Source organism: Dongia sp. P2_B8 (assembly GCF_056404715.1).
The window spans coordinates 902,728-927,456 of sequence record NZ_JBFUDM010000001.1 but is presented as its reverse complement, the minus strand read 5'-3'; the positions used below and the strand labels follow the sequence as shown (position 1 = coordinate 927,456).

The 24,729-nt window shown below is 60.3% G+C and carries 23 protein-coding genes; 4 read left to right on the top strand and 19 right to left on the bottom strand.

Features of this window, described 5'->3' with window-relative positions:
• Both AC1DWZ_RS04290 and AC1DWZ_RS04285 read left to right on the top strand, forming a co-directional pair.
• Nucleotides 1-768, top strand: coding sequence for an AzlC family ABC transporter permease (locus AC1DWZ_RS04290; protein ID WP_477167621.1), 768 nt, complete (start codon nucleotides 1-3; stop codon nucleotides 766-768).
• Complete coding sequence (locus AC1DWZ_RS04285; protein WP_477167620.1) at nucleotides 765-1,097, top strand: AzlD domain-containing protein; 333 nt, start codon at nucleotides 765-767, stop codon at nucleotides 1,095-1,097. Before AC1DWZ_RS04290 ends, AC1DWZ_RS04285 begins: the two co-directional genes overlap by 4 nt.
• 17 nt (nucleotides 1,098-1,114) lie before the next feature.
• Here AC1DWZ_RS04285 and fabZ read toward each other — a convergent pair whose 3' ends face one another.
• The 11 genes from fabZ to rpsB all read right to left on the bottom strand — a co-directional run bounded on the left by fabZ (nucleotide 1,115) and on the right by rpsB (nucleotide 12,182).
• Nucleotides 1,115-1,576 carry a 3-hydroxyacyl-ACP dehydratase FabZ gene (gene fabZ / locus AC1DWZ_RS04280; protein WP_477167619.1) on the bottom strand — a complete coding sequence of 154 codons (462 nt, stop codon included), beginning with the start codon at nucleotides 1,574-1,576 and terminating at the stop codon, nucleotides 1,115-1,117.
• 94 nt (nucleotides 1,577-1,670) lie between these two features.
• Nucleotides 1,671-2,240 carry an OmpH/Skp family outer membrane protein gene (locus AC1DWZ_RS04275; RefSeq protein WP_477167618.1) on the bottom strand — a complete coding sequence of 190 codons (570 nt, stop codon included), beginning with the start codon at nucleotides 2,238-2,240 and terminating at the stop codon, nucleotides 1,671-1,673.
• Nucleotides 2,241-2,291: 51 nt separating this feature from the next.
• Nucleotides 2,292-4,535, bottom strand: coding sequence for an outer membrane protein assembly factor BamA (bamA, locus tag AC1DWZ_RS04270; protein WP_477167617.1), 2,244 nt, complete (start codon nucleotides 4,533-4,535; stop codon nucleotides 2,292-2,294).
• 187 nt (nucleotides 4,536-4,722) lie between these two features.
• Nucleotides 4,723-5,859, bottom strand: a complete 1,137-nt coding sequence (locus tag AC1DWZ_RS04265; RefSeq protein ID WP_477167616.1) for a M50 family metallopeptidase — start codon at nucleotides 5,857-5,859, stop codon at nucleotides 4,723-4,725.
• A gap of 65 nt (nucleotides 5,860-5,924) precedes the next feature.
• Entirely contained in the window at nucleotides 5,925-7,151 is a 1,227-nt protein-coding gene (locus tag AC1DWZ_RS04260) for a 1-deoxy-D-xylulose-5-phosphate reductoisomerase (RefSeq protein WP_477167746.1), read from the bottom strand.
• A complete protein-coding gene (locus AC1DWZ_RS04255; RefSeq protein WP_477167615.1) occupies nucleotides 7,148-8,047 on the bottom strand; it encodes a phosphatidate cytidylyltransferase in 900 nt (299 codons plus the stop codon). Before AC1DWZ_RS04255 ends, AC1DWZ_RS04260 begins: the two co-directional genes overlap by 4 nt.
• A complete protein-coding gene (gene uppS, locus AC1DWZ_RS04250) occupies nucleotides 8,031-8,702 on the bottom strand; it encodes a polyprenyl diphosphate synthase (RefSeq protein WP_477167745.1) in 672 nt (223 codons plus the stop codon). Before uppS ends, AC1DWZ_RS04255 begins: the two co-directional genes overlap by 17 nt.
• 97 nt (nucleotides 8,703-8,799) lie before the next feature.
• Nucleotides 8,800-9,357 (bottom strand): ribosome recycling factor, encoded by a 558-nt coding sequence (gene frr / locus AC1DWZ_RS04245; RefSeq protein ID WP_477167614.1) that lies wholly within the window; start codon nucleotides 9,355-9,357, stop codon nucleotides 8,800-8,802.
• 26 nt (nucleotides 9,358-9,383) lie between these two features.
• The gene (pyrH, locus tag AC1DWZ_RS04240; protein ID WP_477167613.1) at nucleotides 9,384-10,190 is read right to left on the bottom strand and encodes a UMP kinase; all 807 of its coding nucleotides are present in this window, start codon (nucleotides 10,188-10,190) and stop codon (nucleotides 9,384-9,386) included.
• A gap of 184 nt (nucleotides 10,191-10,374) precedes the next feature.
• Nucleotides 10,375-11,295: a translation elongation factor Ts gene (tsf, locus tag AC1DWZ_RS04235; RefSeq protein WP_477167612.1), complete on the bottom strand. Its 921-nt coding sequence runs from the start codon at nucleotides 11,293-11,295 to the stop codon at nucleotides 10,375-10,377.
• A 104-nt stretch (nucleotides 11,296-11,399) separates the two neighbouring features.
• Nucleotides 11,400-12,182 (bottom strand): 30S ribosomal protein S2, encoded by a 783-nt coding sequence (rpsB, locus tag AC1DWZ_RS04230; protein ID WP_477167611.1) that lies wholly within the window; start codon nucleotides 12,180-12,182, stop codon nucleotides 11,400-11,402.
• Between the two features lie 373 nt (nucleotides 12,183-12,555).
• Between rpsB and AC1DWZ_RS04225 the strand changes: the two genes are divergently transcribed.
• A complete protein-coding gene (locus tag AC1DWZ_RS04225) occupies nucleotides 12,556-13,080 on the top strand; it encodes a cytochrome P460 family protein (RefSeq protein WP_477167610.1) in 525 nt (174 codons plus the stop codon).
• A gap of 24 nt (nucleotides 13,081-13,104) precedes the next feature.
• Nucleotides 13,105-13,611, top strand: a complete 507-nt coding sequence (locus tag AC1DWZ_RS04220) for a DUF6130 family protein (RefSeq protein ID WP_477167609.1) — start codon at nucleotides 13,105-13,107, stop codon at nucleotides 13,609-13,611.
• Between the two features lie 134 nt (nucleotides 13,612-13,745).
• Here the strand turns inward: AC1DWZ_RS04220 and AC1DWZ_RS04215 are convergent, their stop codons facing one another.
• From AC1DWZ_RS04215 to AC1DWZ_RS04180, 8 genes are all read right to left on the bottom strand, one after another.
• Nucleotides 13,746-14,033: a GIY-YIG nuclease family protein gene (locus AC1DWZ_RS04215; protein ID WP_477167608.1), complete on the bottom strand. Its 288-nt coding sequence runs from the start codon at nucleotides 14,031-14,033 to the stop codon at nucleotides 13,746-13,748.
• 128 nt (nucleotides 14,034-14,161) lie between these two features.
• Nucleotides 14,162-17,596, bottom strand: a complete 3,435-nt coding sequence (gene dnaE, locus AC1DWZ_RS04210) for a DNA polymerase III subunit alpha (RefSeq protein ID WP_477167607.1) — start codon at nucleotides 17,594-17,596, stop codon at nucleotides 14,162-14,164.
• Between the two features lie 210 nt (nucleotides 17,597-17,806).
• The gene (locus AC1DWZ_RS04205; RefSeq protein WP_477167606.1) at nucleotides 17,807-18,535 is read right to left on the bottom strand and encodes a hypothetical protein; all 729 of its coding nucleotides are present in this window, start codon (nucleotides 18,533-18,535) and stop codon (nucleotides 17,807-17,809) included.
• Between the two features lie 197 nt (nucleotides 18,536-18,732).
• Nucleotides 18,733-20,628 carry a PhoX family protein gene (locus AC1DWZ_RS04200; protein WP_477167605.1) on the bottom strand — a complete coding sequence of 632 codons (1,896 nt, stop codon included), beginning with the start codon at nucleotides 20,626-20,628 and terminating at the stop codon, nucleotides 18,733-18,735.
• A gap of 107 nt (nucleotides 20,629-20,735) precedes the next feature.
• Nucleotides 20,736-21,437 (bottom strand): ABC transporter ATP-binding protein, encoded by a 702-nt coding sequence (locus tag AC1DWZ_RS04195; protein WP_477167604.1) that lies wholly within the window; start codon nucleotides 21,435-21,437, stop codon nucleotides 20,736-20,738.
• Nucleotides 21,438-21,444: 7 nt separating this feature from the next.
• On the bottom strand, nucleotides 21,445-22,692 hold the full coding sequence (locus AC1DWZ_RS04190) for a lipoprotein-releasing ABC transporter permease subunit (RefSeq protein WP_477167603.1): 1,248 nt from the start codon (nucleotides 22,690-22,692) through the stop codon (nucleotides 21,445-21,447).
• Nucleotides 22,689-24,005 (bottom strand): proline--tRNA ligase, encoded by a 1,317-nt coding sequence (gene proS / locus AC1DWZ_RS04185; protein WP_477167602.1) that lies wholly within the window; start codon nucleotides 24,003-24,005, stop codon nucleotides 22,689-22,691. The genes AC1DWZ_RS04190 and proS overlap by 4 nt, the downstream gene beginning before the upstream one ends.
• A 120-nt stretch (nucleotides 24,006-24,125) precedes the next feature.
• Nucleotides 24,126-24,518, bottom strand: coding sequence for a hypothetical protein (locus AC1DWZ_RS04180; protein WP_477167601.1), 393 nt, complete (start codon nucleotides 24,516-24,518; stop codon nucleotides 24,126-24,128).
• Nucleotides 24,519-24,729: the final 211 nt, after the last annotated feature.

Sequence of the window (24,729 nt, the reverse complement as noted above, 5' to 3'; positions counted from 1 at the left end):
ATGAGCGATATGGTGAATACCCGCCGATCTCCAATCGGTGCGGAGTTCGGACGCGGCTTGCTTGCAACCTTGCCGCTGATGATCTCAGCCATTCCCTTTGGCGTCATCTTCGGCACGCTGGCGACCGGCGCCGGCCTGTCGCCGCTGGCCGTCATGTGCATGTCCCTCTTCGTTTTCTCTGGATCAGCGCAGTTCATCGCCATACTGCTGCTGGGAACTGGCTCGCCACTCGGCGTCATCTGGCTCGCGACCCTGATCCTAAATCTCCGGCATCTGCTTTATGCAGCGACCCTTGTCGATCATGTGCGCAAACTGAATCACGGCTGGCGGTTCTGCCTGGCTGCCTGGTTGACCGACGAGACCTTTGCCATCATGGAGCGGCGCTACCGCGTCGACAGCGATGGTCCACATGCACATTGGTACTATCTGGCCTCCTGCCTCGGCATGTATCTCAACTGGCAGTTCTGGACCTATATCGGCATCGTGCTCGCCACCGAGTTCGAAGAGATCAAGCATTGGGGTCTGGAATTTGCGATGGCGGTGACCTTCATCGGCATCGTCATGCCTGCCTTGCGCTCCCGCCCCTTCTGGGTGGCAGCGATCGTCGCGGGGTTGGTGGCAACCCTTGCCAACGGCCTGCCCTTCAAGCTGGGCCTGATGCTGGGCGGTTTCGCGGGGATCGCGGCCGGCCTTGGCGTGCAGGAATGGGCGCGGCACAAGAACAAGTCCGAAGCTGGCAATGTCGATATCGAACGGAGCGCATCATGAGCGAGCTTGAGATCGCGCTGATGATCGGCGGCATGGCACTGATCAACCTTGCCATCCGCTGGCCGGTCTATCTTTTTGCCGATCACGTCCGCTTTCCGCCGCTGGTCGAACGCGCCCTCGCCTTTGTGCCGGTAGCAGTGCTCACGGCAATCATCGTGCCGGCCGTCCTCTATCCCGGCCCTGGCGACATCCAGCTGAGCTGGCGCAACCCCCATCTGGTGGGAGCGATCGTCGCCGCGGCGGTGAGCTGGAAATGGAAGAAACTGATGCCGACGATCCTCATCGGCATGGCGGTTTTCTTCGTGGTGCGTTGGGTTGCTGGCGTCTAGCACCAGAAATTTGAGAACTAGCGGTCGCGGATCATCGCAGCGAAGGTCGCCTCAGCCACGACTTGGCCATCGACCTTGGCCACGCCGACGAAGCGCCAGACCGGACCACGGGCGCGATCCTTCTTCACTTCGAGACGCAGCTGATCGCCCGGCGTCACTGGACGGCGGAATCTGCAATCGTCGATGCTCATGAACAGGACGATCTTGCCCTCGGCTTCCGAGCCCAGGGCATGGACGGCAATGACTGCCGCAGTCTGCGCCATCGCCTCGACGATGAGCACGCCGGGCATGACCGGCGCCCCTGGAAAGTGGCCCGGGAAAAAGGGTTCGTTGACCGTCACATTCTTGATGCCCGTGGCGCTATCTCCCGACACGACATCAATCACGCGATCGATCAACAGGAACGGGTACCGATGCGGGATCATGCGCATGATCGCCGCGATATCGATAACCCCACCTGTCGGCAAATCCTCCGCCATCCCTATCCCTTTTTCCCGCAATTCCGCCAATTAGCCGCCGTCATGGCACGCTGGCGACCGGCCCGCGCGCCACCTCGTTCATATCAAGGTTCGCTTACATTTTGACGGCAGGCAGAACCTTGTTGAGCTGCGCCAGAGCTGAATCGCTGATATCCCAGGCCTGGGCACTGACGATGACGACAGATTTGTTAAGAACCAACGTCAGCCGCTTCTGTACGGCAATGTCGCCGATGACCTTCTGCAGGGTCTCGAAGATCTGCTTCTGAGCCGCGTTATAAGCCCCTTCGAAAGCCTTCTGCTTCTGTTCGGCGCCCTGGCGCCAGGCATTGAGCTTACCCTGGAAAGCCTGCGCCTTTTGCTGGAACTCGGCCGGCGCCATATTGGCCTTCTGCGCATTGAGCTGGTCGTTTTCAGCACGCAGCTTCTTTTCCTCGGCCAGGATGTCCGCCTGGTTCTGCTTGCGGCGCGCATCAGCCTGCTTCTTCAGCGACTGGCCCGCGGTCGACTTCGCAACCACCTGTTGAACATTGACGATGCCGATTGCGACCGGAATCTGGTTGGGGGCAGGAGCCGCTTCCTGAGCCATCGCCGGCTGGGCGCTGACAAACGTCATAGGTGTCAAGGCGATCATAGCCAGACCCAAGGCCGTCGCGGCCTTTGTCATCAATCGAATTTTAAACACGCGCATAACTCCACTGAACGAAACGATTAAGACCTAGAAGGATGTACCGACACTGAAACGGAACCATTCCGTCTTGTCGTAATGTTCCTTCAAGAGCGGATAGGCGAGATCGACGGCGATCGGTCCGAAGGGCGACACCCAGGTCACACCCACACCGGCTGACGCACGCAAGCTCGCGTCGTCCTCTATTCGAATGTCGATATCGTTGTCGAGATCGGTACCGGTCAGCATGCCGAAATCGGTAAAGGCGCGGCCACGAATGTTGAATTCTTCCGGCAGACCGAGAGGGAAGCTGGCCTGCAAAGTACCGTCGATAATGTACTGGCCGCCCAGCGAATCATTCTTTTCGCCGTCGCGCGGACCGACGCCCGAACTTTGGAAGCCACGCAGGTTCTGGCCACCCAGCGAGAAGGAGTCGGTCACACGCAAATGATCGCCAAACAGCGGCTGAATCTGACCGGCTTCGGCCGACAGCCCGATCGAGACATCGTCGTTGATCGGATAGAAATAACCGCCGCTGACGATGTTCTGCAGAGCTGTGACATCACCGCCGGCACCGACAAAATCAGTCGACAGGCTGAGGAAATAGCCGCTGCGCGGATCGTTCACATTGTCGCGGCGATCATAGATGAGATCCGAACTCAAGGTCGAGCGGATGGTATAGCCCTTCTCGTCCCGGATGGCTTCCGAGAGATCGTCATCGACGTCGGAGATCTTGTCGACGCTTAGGCGATAGCCAAGTGTCTGACGGAGATACTCGGTCAACTCGTAACCCATGCGCAGGCCAAAGCCGGATTGCGACAGATCGTAATTGTCGCCGCGCACGTCGTTGTAGCGGCGGTGGAAGAGATCGACACCGGCCGACAGATCCTTGTCGAGGAAATAGGGATCGGTGAAGCTGACGTCCACCTGGGAACGCTTGCCGGAGAGAGTGAAGTTGGCGCGCAGATCCTGGCCCTTGCCAAGCAGATTGCGTTCGCGCAGGCCAATATTGCCCAACGGACCGTCAGCGGTCGAGAAGCCGGCACCAAAGGTCAGTTCACCGGTGGATTGTTCGGCCACCTTCACCTTGACGATCGTCTTGTCAGGCGCACTGCCCGGCGTCGTCTGGATGTCGACCGCTTCGAAGAAGCCGAGATTACGCAGACGCTGCTCGGTGCGCTTCATCTTGGCGGTTGAAAAGGCATCACCCTCTGCCAAGCGGAATTCACGGCGGATCACCTTATCCTGGGTGCGCACATTGCCGGTGATCTCGATCCGCTCAACGTAGACCTTGGGGCCTTCCTGGATGTCATAGGTCAAGGTCAGGATATGGTTTTCGGCGTCGCGCTGGATCCGCGGGCGCACATCGACGAAGGCGTAACCCAGGCTGCCCACGCGATCGGCAATTGCCTGGACCGATTTGTCGACCAGACTCGCATCGTACCAATCGCCTTCATTGGTCAGCACATCACTCCACAGTGATTGCGGGTCCAGATCTTTCAGCGTGGATTTGATATCGACCTTGCCCAGCTTGTAGCGCTCGCCCTCTTCCACAGTGAAGGTGATGAAGAAAGCCTCCTGGTCCGGCGACAATTCCGCGACAGCAGAGACGACACGGAAGTCGGCATAACCTTCGGACAAATAGAATTTGCGCAGGTTTTCCTTGTCGACCGTCAGGCGATCGGGGTCATAGGTGTCGCTCGTCGAGAGGATGCGGTAGAAGGCGCTTTCGCGCGTGATGATGATGTCGCGCAGATCGTCATCGTCGAACACCTTGTTGCCGACGAAATCGATGCGTTCGATTTCCGTGGCATCGCCTTCATTGATTTCAAAGACGAGGTCGACGCGGTTCTGGTCGAGCTTGATGACCTTGGGATCAACCGTGGCGGCAAAGCGGCCATTGCGGCGATAGAGATCAAGCAGGCGCTTGACGTCGGCCTGGACACGCGCCTGGGTATAGACGACGCGCGGGCGCAGCTGAATTTCGGTTTGCAGCTGATCGTCTTCGAGCCTGTCATTCCCTTCGAAGGCGATCCGGTTGATGATCGGGTTTTCCGTGACCTGGACGATCAGCGACCCACCTTCACGGCGGAAATTCACGTCGGCAAAAAGGCCGGTCGCGAACAGATTCTTAAGCGCCCGGTCGATGGCCTTGGCGTCGAACGGGTCGCCGGGGTTGATCGCCATATAGCTGCGCACGGTATCGGGCTCGATACGCTGGCTGCCCTCGATGCGGATTTCCTGGATCGGGTCACCAGCACTGATCGACTGGGCTGCGGCCGGCCGGATACCCATGCCCGGCACCAATATGGCCGACAACAACAAGACGGCGCACAAAAGCAGCCGGGGTGTCGTTGGCTTGGAAGCTCCGGCCTGGGAAGCTCCGGGCTGGGAAGCCACGGGCTGGGAAATCACAGGCTTGGCAATCCCCGTCCGGGCGCAAAGCAGCGTACGCAAAAGAGCCATTTTACGCATCATCCGATCAGGTGAAAAGCCAACGGAAATAATCGACTACTTTCAGATAAACCAAGTCGTTCCATGTGGCAAATAACATGAGGCTAAGTACCATGGCGAGGCCGATTTTCAGGCCCCATTCCTGGGCTCCCTCGCTGAGCGGACGACCACGTACGGCTTCGACGGCATAATAGGCCAAATGCCCCCCATCCAGCATCGGCACCGGGAACAGGTTAATCAGACCCAGATTGACCGACAGCGTTACTGCCAGCATCACCAACGAAAAGAAGCCAAACTCGGCCATTGCCCCGGAAACCGTCGCAATTCGCAACACGCCGCCAATTTCACTAGCCGGTCGGACGCCCGACACCATCTGCCAGATACCTGTCAGCAAATTGACGGTCATATCGTAGATATCCACCGTCGCGTCAGACAGAGCCTCCAGCGGACCCAAGGCGATAACCGGCCCAGGCCGCTTCGAGATGATTCCCAAACGGGCCGTCCGCGCCTCTTTCCCCAGAAAATCCTTTTCGGTGATGATCTGCGGCGTCGCCGTAATGGCGATCTTGGCGCCATTGCGCTCGATAATCAGGGCCAGCGGCTGGTCGAGATTCATCAGGATGGTCTGTGCAACATCCTCGAATGTCTCGACCTTCGTGCCATTGGCCTCAACGACCCGGTCACCCGGCAGAATGCCCGCCTGGGCGGCCGCAGATCCCACCACCACCTCGTCAATGACGGGCGCACGATAGGTCTTGCCGTAGCTCACATACAAAATGCCAAGCACCAGGATCGCAAAGATGAAATTGGCGGCCGGGCCAGCAACAACGATGGCGGCGCGGCGGCCAACACTTTTGTGCATAAAAGAAACCGCCCGGTCTTCCGCCGACATCACGACCGGCTTTTCGCCACCCTCCAGCTCGTTGGGGGCCTGGCCGAACATGCGGACATAACCACCCAGCGGCAGCAGGCTGAACTTCCAGCGCGTCCCATGGCGGTCGGTAAAGCCAAACAGTTCGCGCCCAAAGCCGATCGAGAAGACCTCGACCCGGACACCGCACAGGCGAGCGACCAGGAAATGGCCGAGTTCGTGGATGAACACCAAAGGCGTCAACAGAACCAGAAACCAAAAGCCGTTGCGCGAGATGTCCGCGACGATATCCATGCCAGCTCCGCTTCCTATTCTTCCAGACCGTTTTCGGCCACAGCCAGTCGGTTAATGAGTGCCGGTTAATGAGTGCTGTTCTTGCGCCGGGCGGCGACCTGGGATTTCGCTGCAATGCGCGCTTCCCCATCGGTTTCCAGAACATCATCGATGCTGGCGAGCGAACCGGCTGGCAATTGTTCAAGCACCGCTTCGACCACGGCGGCGATATCGGTGAAACGGATACCACCTTCCAGGAACGCCGCCACTGCAATTTCATTGGCAGCGTTGAGAATGGTTGGGGCCCGGCCACCCGCCTTGAGTGCTGCCCGAGCCAGACGCAACGCCGGAAATCGCACAGGATCAGGGGCTTCGAAGGTAAATTGCGCAATCTTGGCGAAGTCGAGCCGGGCAGAAGGCGCTTCAATCCGATTCGGCCAGCCAAGTGCGAAGGCGATCGGCGTCCGCATATCCGGCGTGCCCAGCTGAGCCAGGACCGATCCGTCACGATAAGCGACCATGGAGTGGATGACCGATTGCGGATGCACCAGGATCTCGATCTGGTCTTCAGGCAGGCCGAACAGATGATAGGCCTCGATGAGCTCCAGGCCCTTGTTCATCATGCTGGCGGAATCGACTGAGATCTTGGCGCCCATCGACCAATTCGGATGCGCCACGGCCTGGGCCGGCGTCATGGCCGACATTTCCTCGGCCGTCTTGGTGCGGAACGGACCACCCGAGGCGGTGAGAATGATTTTCTCTATCGCCTCGATGCGATTGAAATCGAACACCTGGAAGATGGCGGAATGCTCGGAATCGACCGGCAGCATGGTGGCCTTGTGCTTGGCCACCTCCTTCATCATCAGGCTGCCGGCGCAAACCAGCGTTTCCTTGTTGGCAAGGCCAATGAGGGCACCACGGCGCACGGCGGCCAGTGTCGGCTCAAGGCCGGCGGCACCGACGATCGATGCCATGACCCATTCGGCAGGACGCTGGGCCGCTTCGATAACCGCAGCACGGCCGGCCGCCACTTCGATTCCCGTGCCGGCAAGGCCGGCCTTCAAGGCGTCGTAATTGTCCGGATTGCCGCTGACGACAAAGCGCGGCTTCAGACGCTTGGCCTGATCGATGAGGAGGTTGACGTTGTTGTGGGCGGTCAGCGCCTCGACCCGGTAGGCGCCGGGGTTGCGCTCGATCATGTCGATCGTGTTGCAGCCGACCGAGCCGGTGCAGCCTAGGACCGTGACACTGCGGGGTTCAATTGCCCGGGCTTCAACTGGGGGAGCGCGCAGCTCCGTGACCGTTCCGCTCATAACCATGAGAGCACACTACCTTCGCCAAAATAGTCCAACGCCGCCACGGCAACCGATACCGCGAGCAACCCATCCACCCGGTCAAGCACGCCCCCATGCCCCGGGATTATATGGCTGCTGTCCTTCATGCCAAAGCGCCGTTTGAAGGCGGATTCGAGAAGGTCGCCGACCTGCTCTATCACAGCCAGCGCACCGCTCAAAATCATTAATTTCCAAATGCTTGGCAGGTGCAACAAAAGCCCGAAAATGAGCCCGACCAGAGCTGCAGAGGCCATCCCGCCCAACAATCCCGCCCAGGTCTTGTTGGGTGAGATGCGCGGCGCCAGTTTAGGCCCGCCAATCGAGCGGCCGGCAGCATAGGCGCCGGTATCGGTGGCGATCACCAGGGCAAGGATCCAGGCCAGGAGCAGAATGCCCTGCCCGGTCACCGGATCATCGCGGACCCAAAGCATGGCCATGGCCGGCGTCGCGACATAGAGGATGCCGAGTCCGAACCAGAGCGACCTGCGCCCGTGGGCAGGCAAACTGACCAGAACCGCCAGCATGGTACCGACAAGAATCAAGGCCCAGCCGGGCACGTCCAGCGCAATCACTTCCGGAAAGCGATCCAAGCACAGGGTGATCACGACGATCGCGATCGACAGCAGGCCGGCAGGCGCCAGGTTGCTGACGGGGATACGGGCGGCGGGACTGGGGTCCGATGGACCACGCCGCCTGCCGGCAATGCGTGCCCATTCCCAGGCCATGACGCCGGCGAACAGGATCACGAACAGGTCGAACCAGGGATGCCCCAGATAGACGGCGATGAGAACCAGCGGGATCAGGACCAGGGCTGAAAGAACCCGGGTGGCAAGATTGCTGGCTTTTTTCGGCGGTGCGCTATTCGGCGGCGCCATAGCGCCGGCTCCGACCCAGGAACTCCGCAATGGCGGATTTCAGATCTTCCTGGCCGAAATCGGGCCAGTGCTTGTCGACGAAAACGAACTCGGCATAGGCGCATTGCCACAGCAGGAAGTTGCTGATGCGCTTCTCACCGCTGGTGCGGATGAGGAGATCCGGGTCAGGCATGCCAGCAGTCAGCAGGAAACCGCCGAAGCGCTCCTCATCGATCTCGCCAGGCTGGACATCGCCGCGCTGGACCGCTTCGGCGAGGCGCTTGGCGGCGAGCACGATTTCGGCCCGGGACCCGTAGCTCAGGGCAATGGTCAACGTCAGCTTCTGGTTGGCAAGAGTCCGAGCCTCGGCCGCTTCGATCAGCGCCACGACATCGGTGCCAAGGCGCGAGCGGTCGCCGATGATCTGCACGCGGACGCCATTCTGATGCAGCTCTTCGATCTCGCGCCGCAGATAAAGCTTCAGGAGCCCCATCAAATCGTCGATCTCAGCTGCTGGCCGCTTCCAGTTCTCCGACGAGAAGCCGAACAGCGTCAAATATTCGACACCGCAGGTGACCGCTCCCTTGACCGCCTGGCGCACGGCTTCGGCACCGCTGTTATGCCCCACTGTCCGCGGCAAGCCACGCGCCCGCGCCCAACGGCCGTTGCCATCCATGATGATGGCCACATGACGCGGCGGTCGCCCGGCGCCGTTGGCAGCGTGCAGCTCGGCTACCGGCAGGGGTTCAGTTATGAGGCGCGGCTGGCTCATGTCAGACCTGAAGGATTTCCTTTTCCTTGATAGCCAAGGTTTCGTCGACCTTCTTCACATGCTCGTCGGTCAGCTTCTGCATCAAGTCGGCGAGCTTTTTATGCTCGTCTTCCGTGATCTTATGGTCCTTTTCCTGCTTCTTCAGGAAATCCATGCCGTCACGGCGCACATTGCGAACAGCGACACGGCCCTGCTCGGCATATTTATGGGCGACCTTGGTGAGTTCCTGGCGGCGCTCCTGCGACAATTCGGGAAGCGGCACGCGGACGGTACTACCGTCGGCGGCTGGATTGAGGCCGAGACCGGCATCGCGGATCGCCTTTTCAACGGCGCCGACCATGCTCTTGTCCCAAACCTGGACCGAGATCATGCGCGGCTCAGGCACACTCACCGTACCGACCTGATTGAGCGGCATGTTGTTGCCATAAGCGCTGACCTGGACCGGATCCAGAAGGCTCGCCGAGGCGCGGCCGGTCCGCAATCCGCCGAATTCCTTGCGCAGCGCTTCAAGCGCCCCATCCATACGACGTCTGAAATCATCCAAGCGCGGATCACTCATAGGAAACCCTCTTCTCGCGTTTAGCCTTAAAGCTTCTCAAGCCTATTGCCGATCACGGTGAAACGGCCGCGGTCCTGCAGGACTTCGGCGAACATGCCCGGCGAATGGATCGAGAAGACGATGATCGGAATGCCGTTGTCTCGCGCCAGTGCGATCGCGGTCGCATCCATGACCTTGAGATCGCGCGCCAGAACTTCCTGATGGCTGAGCTGCTGGTAGCGCTCCGCATCCTTATGCAACTTGGGATCGGCACTGTAGACACCGTCGACCTTGGTCCCCTTAAGGAGCGCCTGGCAGCCCATTTCCGAGGCGCGCAAGGCAGCGGCCGTATCGGTGGTGAAATAAGGATTGCCGGTACCGGCGGCGAAAATCACGACACGGCGCTTTTCCAGATGGCGCACGGCACGACGGCGGATATAGGGCTCGCACACCGACTGCATCGGGATGGCGGAGAGGACCCGTGTGTCGACACCCAATTGTTCGAGGGCGTTCTGCATGGCGAGCGCATTCATGATGGTGGCCAGCATGCCCATATAGTCGGCCGAGGCGCGCTGCATGCCTTCGGAGGCGCCGGCGATGCCGCGGAAGATGTTGCCACCACCGATAACCAGGCAGCATTCGACGCCCAAATCATGGACCGCTTGCACTTCCTTGGCGACGCGGTTGACCGTGGCCGGTTCCAGGCCATAGTCACGCTGGCCCATCAGGGCCTCGCCGGAGATTTTCAGGAGAACGCGCTTGTAAAGCAGGCCGGATGGCGATGCCGATGGCGCATGTGCGACGTGGGGTGGCTCACCCTTTGCGCCCGTCGACGATGCACCTGCATTGGACATTCGCAATTCTCCCCCGCGGTGTTGACTGGGCATCTCTTGTGATCCTCGCCCCGCTTTCTGTCGAAAGTTGGGCGCCGGGCGGGCAATGCCAAGGTTCCCAAAGGAACGACATTGCCCGCCGAACTATACCCCGATTCGGCAATGCAGGAAGCACCCCCAAATCAAGATTGGTCGAAACGTAACCTTAGGCGCGGAGCTGGGCTGCAACCTCGGACGCGAAGTCCTTTTCTTCCTTTTCGATACCCTCGCCCAGCGCCATGCGGGCAAAGGCAGTGAGCTTCACCGGAGCGCCGATTTCCTTGGCGGCCTTCTCGATGACCTGCTTCACGCGGCTTTCGCCGTCGATGACGTAAAGCTGTTCAAGAAGGACGACATCTTCGTAATACTTGCGCAGACGACCTTCGACCATTTTGCCGATGATCTCTTCCGCCTTGCCCGAAGCCCGGGCCTGCTCGGCCAGGACCGAACGCTCGCGCTCCAGCAGGGCCGGGTCGACCTGGTCGATGCTCAGCGATTGCGGGTTGGCAGCGGCCACATGCATGGCGATCTGCTTGCCCAGCGCCTGCAGCTTGGCCGCGTCACCGGTCGATTCCAGCGCCACGAGGACGCCGATCTTGCCCATGCCGGGGGCGGCCGCATTGTGGACATAGGACGCCACGACACCGTTCGGCACCGACAGGCGGACCGAGCGGCGGACATTCATGTTCTCACCGATGGTGGCGACGAGATTGGTGACCTTCTCGGCGATGGTGCCGCCGTCCGGGTGCTTGGCGGCCTTCAGGGCCTCGACATCGCCATGGGCGAGTGCGGCCTTGGCAGCAGCTGACACCAAGCCCTGGAACTGCTCGTTGCGGGCCACGAAATCGGTTTCCGAGTTCACCTCGACCAGTGCGCCGGTCTTGCCATCGGCGACAGCACCGACCAGACCTTCGGCAGCGACACGACCGGCCTTCTTGGCGGCAGCGGCGAGGCCCTTCTTGCGCAACCAATCGATTGACGCTTCGACGTCACCATTGTTCTCGGCCAGCGCCTTCTTGCAATCCATCATGCCGGCGCCAGAGGCTTCGCGCAGCTCTTTCACGAGCGCAGCAGTAATCTCGGCCATGGTCTCTTCCTTCCGTCTAAATTCGGTATCTTCAGGGTGTTTAAATGTGGCAATGGGGTCCGGGGCATTCAAGCGCCCCGAACCCCATTCAACGCCAGAACGTCTTAGGCTGACGCGGTGTTTTCGGTGCCTTCGGCAACCGGCAGCTGTTCAACCGGCAGCTCTTCGGATTCGCCGATATCCTGGCCCGAAGAAATCGCTTCCTGCTGCAGACCGTCGAGCACTGCGCCCGAGAACAAGTCGCAATAGAGCGAGATCGCGCGGATCGCATCGTCATTGCCCGGAACCGGGAAATTGATGCCTTCCGGCGAGGAGTTGGAATCAAGGACGGCCACGATCGGAATGCCAAGCTTGTTGGCTTCCTTCACCGCGAGCGATTCCTTGTTGGTGTCGATGATCACCAGGATGTCGGGCTGACCGCCCATGTCCTTGATGCCGCCGAGCGCACGCTCAAGCTTGTCGCGATCGCGGGTCATCATAAGGAGCTCTTTCTTGGTCAGACCGACCGTGTTGGTCGAGAGCTTCTCTTCGATTTCGCGCAAGCGCTTGATCGACTGCGAGATGGTCTTCCAGTTGGAGAGCATGCCGCCCAGCCAACGATGGTTGACGTAATACTGACCGCAACGCTTGGCGGCTTCCGCGACCTTGTCGGCGGCAGCGCGCTTGGTGCCGACGAACAGCACGCGACCACCGGCCGCGGCGACGTCGCGCACGGTCTTGATCGCCTGCTCGAGCATCGGGGCGGTGAATTCGAGGTTGATGATATGAACGCCGTTACGAACGCCGAACAGATAGGGAGCCATCTGCGGATTCCAACGACGGGTGTGGTGACCAAAGTGAACGCCAGCTTCCAAGAGCTGACGCATGCTGAATTGTGGCAGCGCCATTATAAAAGTCCTTTTCCGGTTGAGCCTCTGCGGGTTTTGCGGCCCTTTTCGGGGGCCACCGGAGCGAAGTCTGACGGGATGTCTCCCCACCAGCGCGCAACCCGCATGCGGTTTTTAACGGGCGTGTCGTACAGGGTTGGGCCGGAAATGGCAATAGGCAGGTAATATTTATATATTGCAATATGTTATGCCTCACGCATCGACGTTTGGGTTGGGCTTAGGACAACGCGCCAAATAATTCTGTCAGAGCTGGTTGATTTCGACCGACGTACATTATATATATCGTATCCGATTTAAGCGCACACGATTATAAAATAACTGGCTCGTGGCGCGTCGCAGTTAGCTGGCGACGCCACTCTGAAGGAGGCACACGATGAAACAGCTTGCCGGCACAATCGCCATCATGATTGCACTCGCTGGTGCTGCGGCCTATCTCACGCCCGCCTCCGGCGAGGCGGAGGGCGAAGCCGCCCCGATCTTCGGCATCAAGATTCCTGACGGGTACCGGGACTGGCGGCTGATCTCGGTCGCCCATGAGGAAGGCAAGCTCAACGACCTCCGCGCCATCCTCGGCAATGACATCGCGATCGACGCTTATCGGGCGGGCAAGCTCCCCTTCCCGGATGGCACCATCCTTGCCCGGCTGGCCTGGGATTATGAGCCGTTGGCGGAAAGCAAGGAGGCGTTTGGCCAGGCCCAATCCTTCGTCGCCGTGCATCCTAAGAACGGCGTGCAGTTCATGGTGAAGGATTCAAAGAAATACGCCGCGACCGGCGGCTGGGGTTTCGCGCATTTCAACGAGGGCAAGCCGGCGGACGAGAAGGTTCACAACACCTGCTTTGCCTGCCATCAGGCCGTGACGTCGTGCGACTTTGTTTTCAACAGTTATGCCCCTTGATGGCGCCTCAGAGGAGAGAATCACATGACCAGGATCATCAGGACATTTGCCGCGGTCGCTCTCGGCGTTGTGATCGCCCTGGTTGCCCTTACAGAGGGCGCCTATCTCATTTCCTGCGCCTTTGCCGACACCCCGAGCGCTCAGAGTGCGAGCAGCACCGGTGCTGCTTCGTCATTGCTGCCCGTTGCGAACGAGCCGGCACCCAAGCTGACCGTGGAAGCACCATTGCCAGGCCCGCTGGCAAGGGGTGCTGTGCTGGTCCCCTACCGCGTGGAGAATCTGCACATCCTGCCGGTGCTGGGTGAAGCCGCCAGCGACGTCTCACCGCGGGTCGGTCATCTCCACGTCACCGTCGATGACCTGCCCTGGCGTTGGGCCGAGTTCGACAATGTCGGCACCATCGTTGTGGTCGGCCTGCCAAGCGGGCCACACAAATTGCTGATCGAATTGGCGGGGCCTGAACATCATGTCTACACAGGAAAGACGGTGGCGTTCACTGTGCCGGAGACGGCGGCACACATGCATTGCTGAAGGCCTCATTGTCATGCCCCGCGCAGGCGGGGCATCCGTGAGTTGCTGTCTTCAGGTGCCGACAAACTCGTGGATGGCCCGCCTGAAGCGGGCCATGACAATGGGGGGACGCAAGGGGCCGCGACGTGGGCGGTTCAGCCAAACAGGCTGTTGAACAAATCATCCCAGCCAGGATTGTTCTGCGCGATCAGCCGCACCTTCCAGGCGCGGGGCCATTTCTTGAAGCGCTTCTCACGCTGGATGGCAACTGTGATATCTTCGTGGGGCTCGAAGTAAACAAGGCACTTGAGATTGTAACGCTTGGTGAAGCCATCGATCTCGCCAGCCCGATGCTGCGCCACCCGACGGATGAGGTCCGTCGTCACGCCGACATAGAGCGTGCCGTTCGGGGCATCGGTCATGATGTAGACAGCGGCGTACATACCGTATTCCTCACTTGTCATGCCCCGCGAAGGCGGGGCATCCATGAGTTGCTTTCTTCATTCGCCGACAAACTCGTGGATGGTCCGCCTGAAGCGGGCCATGACACTGAGGAAATGGCGAGAGCAGCCTACGTATCCATCACCTCGGCCACACCTTGTATGGCGCGAATAGCGCCCCGCACGGCGGGTGAAACGGCAATCCGGTCCTTAAGGGTGATGTCGACTTCCCGCTTCTGTTCCGGGATATCGAGCACCAGTTCAATCTTGCCCTTGCCCCTGCCCGCTTTACCCAAGATCTGGCGGATCGATTCCACGGGGCCCGGGTCCTTGAGGAAGATTTTCAGGCCGGCGGCAGTTGCCGCCGCTGCCTGATCGAGGCTGGAGACCTCGTTCACCATGAGGCGCAGGCCACCCTCTTCGTCCTGGCGGCAATCGACATTAAGGAGGAGCGCCCTGCCCGGTTCCAGCATCTCGCGCGCCTGGTTGAGGCGTTCTGAGAAGATCGTCGCTTCATACATGCCGCTGGCGTCGGTCAGCTGGATGAAGGCAAAGCGATTGCCCTTAGCCGAGGTACGTTCCTGCTTGCCGACGACGAGGCCAGCCACACGGGCACGGCTCGCCCCACGCGCTTTCAGCCATTGTGGCAGATCGACAAACGACACGACATCGAGACGCTTCAGGCTGGCGCCGTAGGAATCGAGCGGGTGCGCCGAAAGATAAAAGCCGATCGCGCCAAATTCATGCTGCAGCCGTTCCATCGGCAGCCAATCGGGGATTGGCGGCAAGATCAGGCGCACCTGGGTGGTTTCTGCAAACATGCTCGATTGGTTGCTGCCGCGTGATTCATGGGCAGCCTGCGCCTGTCGCAGCATCTGCTCGACACTGTCATGCACCTGCCGGCGATTGGGATTGATGCTGTCGAAGGCGCCAGCGAGGACCAGGTTTTCGACCTGGCGCTTGTTGAGACCCTTGGGGTCGATGCGTTCGCAGAAATCCTCAAGGCTCTTGAACGGGCCACCTTCTTGCCGGGCTTTGACCATCGCCTCGACTGGCCCCACGCCGACATTCTTGACGGCACAGAGGGCATAACGCACGGCCAGGCTGCCATCGGGCTGCTGTTCGACGGCAAAAGTCGGTTCCGATTTATTGACGTCGGGTTGCAGCAGCTTGATGCCGAGCCGGTTGAGTTCCTGCCGGAAGACATTGAGCTTGTCGGTATTCCCCATGTCGTAGGTCATCGACGCCGCGAAGAACTCGACCGGGTAGTTCGCCTTCAGCCAAGCCGTTTGATAGGAGACCAGCGCATAGGCTGCGGCATGGCTCTTGTTGAAGCCGTAGCCGGCAAATTTGTTGACCTGGTCGAAGATCTCGGCGGCTTTGTCAGCCTTGACCTTGCGCTCGACGGCACCATCAACGAACAGTTTGCGCTGGGCTTCCATCTCCTCCTTGATCTTCTTGCCCATGGCACGGCGCAGAAGATCGGCGTTGCCGAGACTGTAGCCGGACAGGACTTGGGCGATCTGCATCACCTGTTCCTGGTAGATCATGATGCCGAAGGTTTCCTTGAGGATGCCTTCCAGCGACGGATGCAGGTAATCCGGCTCTTCGCGTCCGTGTTTGCAGTTGATGTATTTGGGGATGTTATCCATCGGGCCCGGGCGATAGAGCGCCACGACCGCGATGATATCTTCAAATCTGTCGGCCTTCAGCTTGCGCAGAACATCGCGCATGCCGGAACTTTCCAGCTGGAACACGCCGGTTGAATCACCCTTAGCCAGCATCTCGAACGTATTGGTATCATCGAGCGGCAGATGATCGATATCGAGCTCGATACCGCGCTTCCTGAGCAGGTGATCGGCCGTGCGCAGGACCGAGAGCGTCTTCAGACCGAGGAAGTCGAATTTGACCAGGCCGGCCTTTTCGACATCCTTCATGTTGAATTGGGTAACCGGCATGTCCGAGCGCGGATCGCGGTACATCGGCACCAGTTCATCCAGCGCCCGGTCGCCGATCACGACACCCGCTGCATGAGTCGAGGCATGCCGGTAGAGGCCTTCGAGCTTCTGTGCGATCTCCATCAGCCGCTTGACGCTCGGATCCTCATCCATCGCGTTGCGCAACTGCCGCTCGCCCTCGATCGCCTCCTTGAGCGTGATCGGGTTTGCCGGATTGTTGGGAATGAGCTTGGAGAGCCGGTCGATCTGGCCATAGGGCATTTGCAGCACGCGCCCCACGTCGCGCACCGCCGCACGGGCCTGCAGCTTACCAAAGGTGATGATCTGGCCGACCTTGTCGCGGCCATAGCGCTCCTGCACATGGCGGATCACTTCTTCGCGGCGGTCCTGGCAGAAGTCGATATCGAAGTCGGGCATCGAGACGCGTTCGGGATTGAGGAAGCGCTCGAACAGCAACCCCCAGCGCAGCGGATCGAGATCGGTAATGGTGAGCGCCCAGGCAACCACCGAACCGGCGCCGGAGCCACGACCTGGCCCCACCGGAATCCCCTGGGCCTTGGCCCATTGGATGAATTCGGCGACGATCAGGAAGTAGCCGGGAAAGCCCATCTGGATGATGACGTTGAGCTCGAAATCCAGGCGCTCGTAATAAGGTTTGGCGGCTTCGCCGGACAGGCTCATCACCGCCAGGCGTTCGTCCAGCCCTTTGCGTGCCATGTCGCGCAGGACGTCGTCTTCGCTTTTGCCATCGGAGAAAGCCGGCAGGATGGGCTTGCGCGCGGGCGGCATATAGGCACAACGCCGTGCAATCACCAGCGTGTTCGCGATGGCTTCGGGGAGATCGGCAAACAGGGCCACCATTTCCGACCCGGATTTGAAGCGATGCTCACGCGTCACTTTGCGGCGGTTAGTTTCCGCAACATAGGTGGCACCCGCGATGCACAGCAGCGCGTCATGGGCAAGATACATGCCCTCGTCGCTGAAATAGACGTCGTTGGTCGCGACCAGCGGCAGATTGTGGGTGTAGGCGAGATTGATCAAGCTTTCCTCAATGCGCGCCTCATCCTCCACACCATGGCGCATCAGCTCGATATAGAAGCGCCCTGGATAGAGGGCGGCGAGCCGCGTCAGCGCGGCCTCGGCGGCGGCATCTTGACCCTCCAGCAAGAGCCGGCCGATAAGTCCCCTGGGCCCGCCGGAGAGTGCAATCAGTCCATCCGTATGCTGCGCCAGGTCGGCAAAGGAAACCTGCGGCGATGTCCCCGGCTCATTCTTGAGGTAGGCGTCGCTGGAGAGCTTGGTGAGGTTGGCGTAGCCTACCTCGTTCTGCACCAAGAGGACCATCTGGTCGGGGGCTGGAATCTGCGTTTGATGAGGATCGCGATCCCGCGCCAAGCCCAGCTGGCAGCCGATGATCGGCTGAATGCCGGCATCCTTGGCAAGGCCGGAAAATTCCATCGCCCCGAACAGATTGCCGGTATCGGTGACTGCCACCGCCGGCATGTGGTTGCGGCGACACAGATCAACCAGCTGCTTGTTCTTGATGGCGCCTTCCGACAGCGAATAGGCGGAATGGACGCGCAAATGGACAAAGTCAGCGTGCGACATGTGGTTATCAGCGGAGTCGTGGGCGGGTCGCTGGGACTCTAAGCGAGGGACTCGGGTGGCGCAAAGAAAAAGCCCTCCGTTGACAGGACGGAGGGCCTAGTGAAGCCGAGGTACATCGTTCGGGGGACAACCTCGGCGTGACCCGGGCAGGTTTGCCGGGACGGGAAAGGAAAGAAGAAGCGCGTCAGAACAAGTTATTGGAGGCTTGCGTTACTGCCAGGGCTCAGAAAACAGAGCAGCAAGCCCGGTCGGCATCTGTTCAGCTGCCGGCGCCCCGAAGCCGTAGCTCATCGGCGCATCATGCTCGGCCCAAGCAAAGCGGCGCGATTGCGGGTAGCGGTGCTGGCCGATATTGGGCGGGGTCAAATCGAGGGCCAGCGGTTCGTTGCCGCCGGTCGACATCATGCGCAGACCGCCTTCCGCGCGGAGCGGCGACAAGGCGAATATCTGGCGCAGAGGTGTTGCACCGAGGCGCTGCGCTTCTGCGCGTACCTGGGCAACATCGGTTGCCGTGCGCACCGGGACCCATTCCAGGATGCCGTTGGCAGCAAAACGTGCTGCCGCCACTTCACCTGAAGCGATCAACGCGCCAAGGCTCAAATGGCGCTGCAACTCGCGTGCTGCGATGACGCGGTAGAGGAAAATCTGCGCGCCAACGTCGACGGCGTAGGCCAAGCCGTTAGGCATGTCGAACAAGGCCATGCCAATGCCCAGGCGCTGCCGCGCCAAACGCTGCCAGGCCAGATCGACATCATGGCCAAAAGAGGTATCGCCCATATTGTGGTCGAGGGAGGCCGGCAGCCCCGGTCCGTCCATCTCTGGTCCATCAAACCAGCGGTCGCGACGGAGAGCCACAATTTCCGGCAGATCGGGCGACAGGCCGATCGCCGGGCTGACCGATTTATTTTCAATCCCGATGACAGATGATTGAACAGTCATGGCGGCACCTCTTTGATCCTGCGATGCACCAGCCACCAGCGGTTCTCCGCCATCGGGCCGGGCATCCTCTCTGGAGAACAATCTCGCTGATTCCGGTTGCGTGCTGCTTGCAGCTAGATGACATATCGATGACGCCGAATTAAAAACGCCCGGCGGGAGGATCCGCCGGGCGCTCATCACGATCGGAGAGACGGCGATCAGCCGCCGATATCGCCGCCATCCTGCTTGGTGATGGCAACCACCGAGGGACGCGGCAGGCTGTCACCGAAATCCGGCCAGCGCGTGGTCAGCTTGTCGGTGTTCTCCGAATCCTCGGCCGGATGCTGAACGGAGACGAACAATGTCTTTCCATCCGGCGTGAAGGCCGGACCGCACATTTCGGCACCCGTTGGACAGGCGAAGAAGAAGCGCGGCAGCGCGCGGCCGTCACCCATCGTGTCAGCACCATAGAGACCGTCGGCGATGTCGAAATCTGTGGCACCGTCGCTGGCGATCCAGATACGGCCTTTGGGATCGAAGGCGATATTGTCGGGGGCGGCAAACCAGCCATTCGCGCTGATCCCCGGATTGTACTTGGCGCCCTCTTCCGGCTTCGCGGGATTGCCCGCCAGCAGGAACACGTCCCATTTGTAGCTGTCGGCGGCATGGTCGGCATCCTTGCCTTCGCCCGGCGGCAGCATCTCGAGAATGTGGCCGTATTTGTTTTCGGGCCGCGGGTTGGCGGCATCGACCTCGTCGGCCTTGCGATTCTTGTTCTTGGTCATCACCGCATAGACACGGCCATTGACCGGGTTGGGCTCCATATCCTCCGGACGGTCCATCTTGGTGGCCCCTACCTGATCGCCGGCGAAACGCGCCTTGATGAAGATTTCCGCTTGGTCGGCAAAACCGTTTTCCGCCGTGAGGCCGTTCTGGCCGTGGATCAGCGGGATCCAGGTCAACGTACCGTCATCGTTGAATTTCGCGGCGGAGAGCGTGCCCTCGTCGAGTAGCTTCTTGTTAGCGGCACGGTCGTCCGGGTTGAATTTGCCGGCGCTGACGAAGCGGTAGATATGCTCGTAGTAATCATCATCGCCGGTATAGACGACGACGCGGCCGTCCTTGTTGACGATCGAGGTCGCCGCTTCGTGGCCCATGCGGCCCAGCGCCGTGCGCTTCACCGGTGCTTCGTCCGGGGCGTAGGGATCGATCTCGACCACCCAATCGAAGCGATTGGGTTCATTGGGTTCCTTGTCGAGCACGAAACGGTCGTCGATGCGCGCGAAGCCGTAAAGGTCGCTGCCGTCATAGAGATAGCGCTCCAGCAGCTTCGGGTCACCGCCCTTGGCCGGGTCGCCACCGAAGGTATCGGAGAGGCCTTCCTCGCAGGTGAGGATCGTGCCCCAGGGGGTGACGCCACCGGAGCAGTTGTAGCCGGTGCCGAAGACCTTGGTGCCCGTCGGATCGGCCGAGGTCTGCAGCAGCTTATGCCCCGCGGCCGGACCCGAGATCGCGATCTCGGTCGTGCCGGTGATGCGGCGGTTATACTTGCTGTCCTTCACCACCTGCCACTTGCCGCTTTCCTTCTTGATCTCGACGATGGAATGCCCCCAGGCCTGTTGCACCGTCTTGATCTGTTCCGGCGTCATGTTCTTGCCAGCATCGTCTTCGGTGAGGCCCGGGAACATGATGTGCGGATCGGGATATTCGTTGTTGACGCACAGCAAACCATGATCGCTGCTGTTCGAGCCGAGCGGCAGCGGTAGATAGCCGATGAAGTCGCAATTGTAGCCGAACTGCTTCGCCTGGGTATCGGCGCTCTGGCCCGCGGCATCAAGTTCGGCGCCGCCGAAAAGGATCGCTTCGCCCCAGCGGACGAGAATGTCGGCGTTGTAACCTTCCGCGACATGATGGGTCTCGTCATAGATCTTGGTGAGCTCGGGGAATGTCAGCGTGGAGCCAGTCGTCGCTGCCAGGGCACCCGGCAGGCGCAGGGTGAAGGCCGATGCCGCCGCGGCGCCGGCAGCACCGAGCAACATCGCGCGGCGCGAAAAGCGCGCAGAGACCAGATCGGCATAAGTGGGTATCGACTGCGTGCGTGACGTCTCCGTCATCGAAGCCTCCTCTTTTTCTGAAATGAGAGGGCGGCTATAGCCACGGGCCATGACTGGCCTGCGGCGGTTCGGTGAAGGAATTGTGACGGCGAAATTGCGCTGCCAGATCAGCCTGCTACCAGTTCCCCATCGCGCAAGGTGACGACCCGGTCCATGCGTCCGGCAATCTCGAGATTGTGAGTCGCGATGAGAGCCGCGACCCCAAAATCGCGCACCAAATCCCCCAGCATGGCAAAGACATCTTCAGCCGTGTGATGGTCGAGATTGCCGGTGGGTTCATCCGCCAGGAGCAGTTTCGGCTCGTTGGCCAGCGCCCGGGCGATGGCAACGCGCTGCTGCTCGCCACCGGACAGTTTGCCCGGCCGATGGTCAAGACGCTTGCCGAGGCCCACGCGGGTCAGCAATTCCTTGGCGCGCGGCGTTGCCGCCGAGCGGGATTTGCCAGCAATCATCTGCGGGATGATGACATTCTCCAGCGCCGAAAATTCCGGCAGCAAATGATGATGCTGATAGACGAAGCCCATCGTGTCGCGGCGGATCGCCGTCTTGGCATCGTCGCCCAGCGCCGTCATGGTTTTCCCAGCGATCACGATCTCGCCGCCGATCGCCTTCTCCAACATGCCCGTAATGTGCAGCAAGGTGGACTTGCCCGATCCCGACGGGCCGATCAGCGCCACCATTTCGCCACGCCGTAAGGTGAGATCAGCATTGCGGATAACTTCCAGGACGCCTTCCGCCTGCGGGAAGCTCTGCCGGATACCCCGGAGTTCCAGAACGGTATCGCCATTGTTGGCGTGACCCCTACTCATAACGCCCCTACTCATAACGAAGGGCCTCCACCGGATCGAGACGTGCAGCCCGCCAGGCCGGATAGATCGAGGCCAGCAAGGTCAGGACCAGCGACATGGCGGAAATCAGCGCTACTTCCAGGGGATCGACGATTGCCGGCAGCTTGGAGAGGAAATAGATCGTAGCGTTGAATAGATTGGTGCCGGTGATGTTCTCCAACCCGCGCCGGATGGTCTCAATATTGTCAGCGAAGGCAACACCCAGCAGGCAGCCGAAGATCGTCCCCACGATACCGATGCTGGCGCCCGACAGCAGGAAGATGCGCAGGATCATGCCCTGCGTCGCCCCCATGGTGCGCATGATGGCGATGTTCCGCGCCTTGTCCTTCACCATCATGATCTGGCCGCTGATGATGTTGAAGGCGGCAACCACGATGATCAGGGTCAGTATCAGGAACATGACATTCCGCTCAACCTCCACGGCCGTGAAGAAATCGCGGTTGGCTTCCTGCCAGTCGCCGATATGATAACCGGGACCAATCGAGGCAATGATAGCGTCTTTGACGTCAGGTAGCTGATTGATGTTCTTGGCCATCACTTCGATATTGGTCGCCCCCTGCCGTACCTTGAAATAGATCTGCGCCATTTCCAGGTTCGAGAAGGCGATGGTGTTGTCATACTGATACATGCCGACATTGAAGATGCCGACGACCTTAAAGGTCTTCATGCGCGGAATGTTACCGCCGACCGTCACGTTGATGTCGGGTGAAATGGCGGTCACTTCCGTGCCGATACCGGCCCGCAGGGCGCGCGCCATGGCTTCGCCAATGATGATACCATCACGATCGCGCAATCCATCGATCGTGCCGGCGACCATGCTGTCGGCGATCAGCTTCTTCAGTTTCAGATCTTCCAGGCGGACGCCGCGCAGAACGGCACCAACGCCACCATCTGCACCGGTTAAAAACACCTGACCTTCGACAATCGGGGTGGCCGAGGCAACGCTCGGCAAGGCACGCAGGACGTTCGTCACCTTGGCGTAGTCCGTGACCGGCCCGCCATTGGCACTGATCGAGAGGTGAGCGTTGAATCCTAAAATCCGGTCAAGCAGTTCGGCTCGGAACCCGTTCATGACTGACATGACAACGATCAATGTAGCGACGCCAAGGCCGATGCCCAGAAGCGAAAACAAGGCGATGACCGAGACGAATCCTTCCTGGCGGCGCGCGCGCAAATAGCGCATCGCCACCAGGCGTTCGAAGGCCGAGAAGATCATGCGCCGAGCTTCTTCAGCGCCGCTTCGGCGGAAATCTCTTCGGTCGCGCCGGTCTTGCGGAGCTTGAACTCGACCTCGCCCTTGGCGGCGCCACGGGGACCGATCACGACCTGATAGGGAAGGCCGATCAGATCCATCTGCGCGAACTTCTCGCCCGCGCGAACGTCGCGGTCGTCATAGAGGACGTCGATGCCGGCCTTTTGCAGCTTGGCATAAAGGTCATCCGCCATCGGCGTGGTCACTGCGTCGCCGGCCTTCAAATTGATCAGGCCCACTTTGAACGGAGCGACACTCTCCGGCCAGATGATGCCCTTCTCGTCATGGCTGGCTTCGATGATGCCACCCACCAGACGCGAGACGCCGATGCCATAGGAGCCCATATGCACTGAGATGGTCTGGCCATCCTGCGTCTGGACCTGCGCCTTCAGCGGATCGGAATATTTCGTGCCGAAATAGAAGATATGGCCGACTTCGATGCCGCGCGCTTCGACTTGGCGATCCTTTGCCAGTGCGCCGAACTTGGCAGCATCATGCTTTTCGTCGGTGGCGGCGTAATCGGTTGTCCATTGCTGCACGATCGGTTCGAGATCGGCGTTGTAGTCGACATCCATGGAAAGGACATCGCGTTCGATGAAGCTCCGATCGCAGAACACCTGGCTTTCACCAGTATCAGCCAGGATGATGAATTCATGGCTGAGATCGCCACCGATGGGACCGGTGTCGGCCGCCATCGGAATGGCCTGCAGGCCCATGCGTGCGAACGTGCGCAGGTAAGCCACGAACATCTTGTTGTAGGCACGTTTGGCACCGGCCTTGTCGATGTCGAAGCTGTAGGCATCCTTCATCAGGAATTCGCGGCCGCGCATGACCCCGAAACGGGGGCGTACCTCGTCGCGGAACTTCCATTGGATGTGGTAGAGCATCTTCGGCACATCGCGGTAGCTCTTCGCGGAATTGCGGAAAATCTCGGTGATCAGTTCCTCATTGGTCGGGCCGTACAGCATCTCGCGATCATGGCGATCGGTGATGCGCAGCATTTCCTTGCCGTAATCGTCATAGCGGCCGCTTTCTCGCCACAGATCGGCCGATTGGATGGTCGGCATCAGGACTTCCTGGCAGCCAGCCCGGTCCTGCTCTTCGCGGACGATCCGCTCGATGTTTTTCAACACCTTGAAACCCATCGGCAACCAGGAGTATATTCCTGCACTCGCCTGTCGCACCATGCCGGCGCGGAGCATCAGGCGATGCGAGACGATCTGGGCTTCCGAGGGGTTTTCCCGGAGGGTCGGCATGAAAAACTGGCTGGAACGCATGGAAGGGCCTTGCTGAATAAAGGAGTGTTAGTGGGACCGCTGATTGGCGGGGGACTTTAGGCAAAGCGCCAGCACCTGTCCACAAGCCTGGGCCGCCCAGAAGGGTTGGGCCCGGCTAGGTCACTGGGATGGGAATTGCTCGCGGCAGAGCTGCTCGAGGGCTGCTGTTTCCGGGTCGCCCAGGAGCTGGCCTTCGTAATAGACCTGATTGCCTTTGACCGTGACCACGCCGACCTGCGCCTTGGCGTTCCAGAGTACGGAATTGGTCGGAATGTGGAAGCGGTCCTGGATCAGGATCTCTATTGGGATGACGATGGTTTCAGGCGGTTTGATCTGGTACCCGCCGCCGAGATCGGCCGGTGCCACGGGGTTGCCGCGCACGTCCACCCCAGGCTGGTACTCGACGCCAGGGGCCTGTCGATAGGTTACCAGTTGATCGCAGTCCCGGCGTGTAACGGCCACGTCGGCGGCTGCTGGAAAAGCCCCGACGAAGCAGGTAAGAATGATTAGCATCACGTAAATTTTCGCGAATCGGGATGGGGCGCGAAAACCGGCGTTGCCGCATCGATCGTTACCGGGGCGCTGGCTGGGTAGAGACGACATGGCCGCATCTTAGCAGTTTGGCAGTCGAACGGCGAATAACGCTCTGGTGAGAACGTCTATTCTATAATTTTCCGTCGTTTCGCGGGTGAATTTGGCCCCGGAGTGGCACAGCTGGAGACAT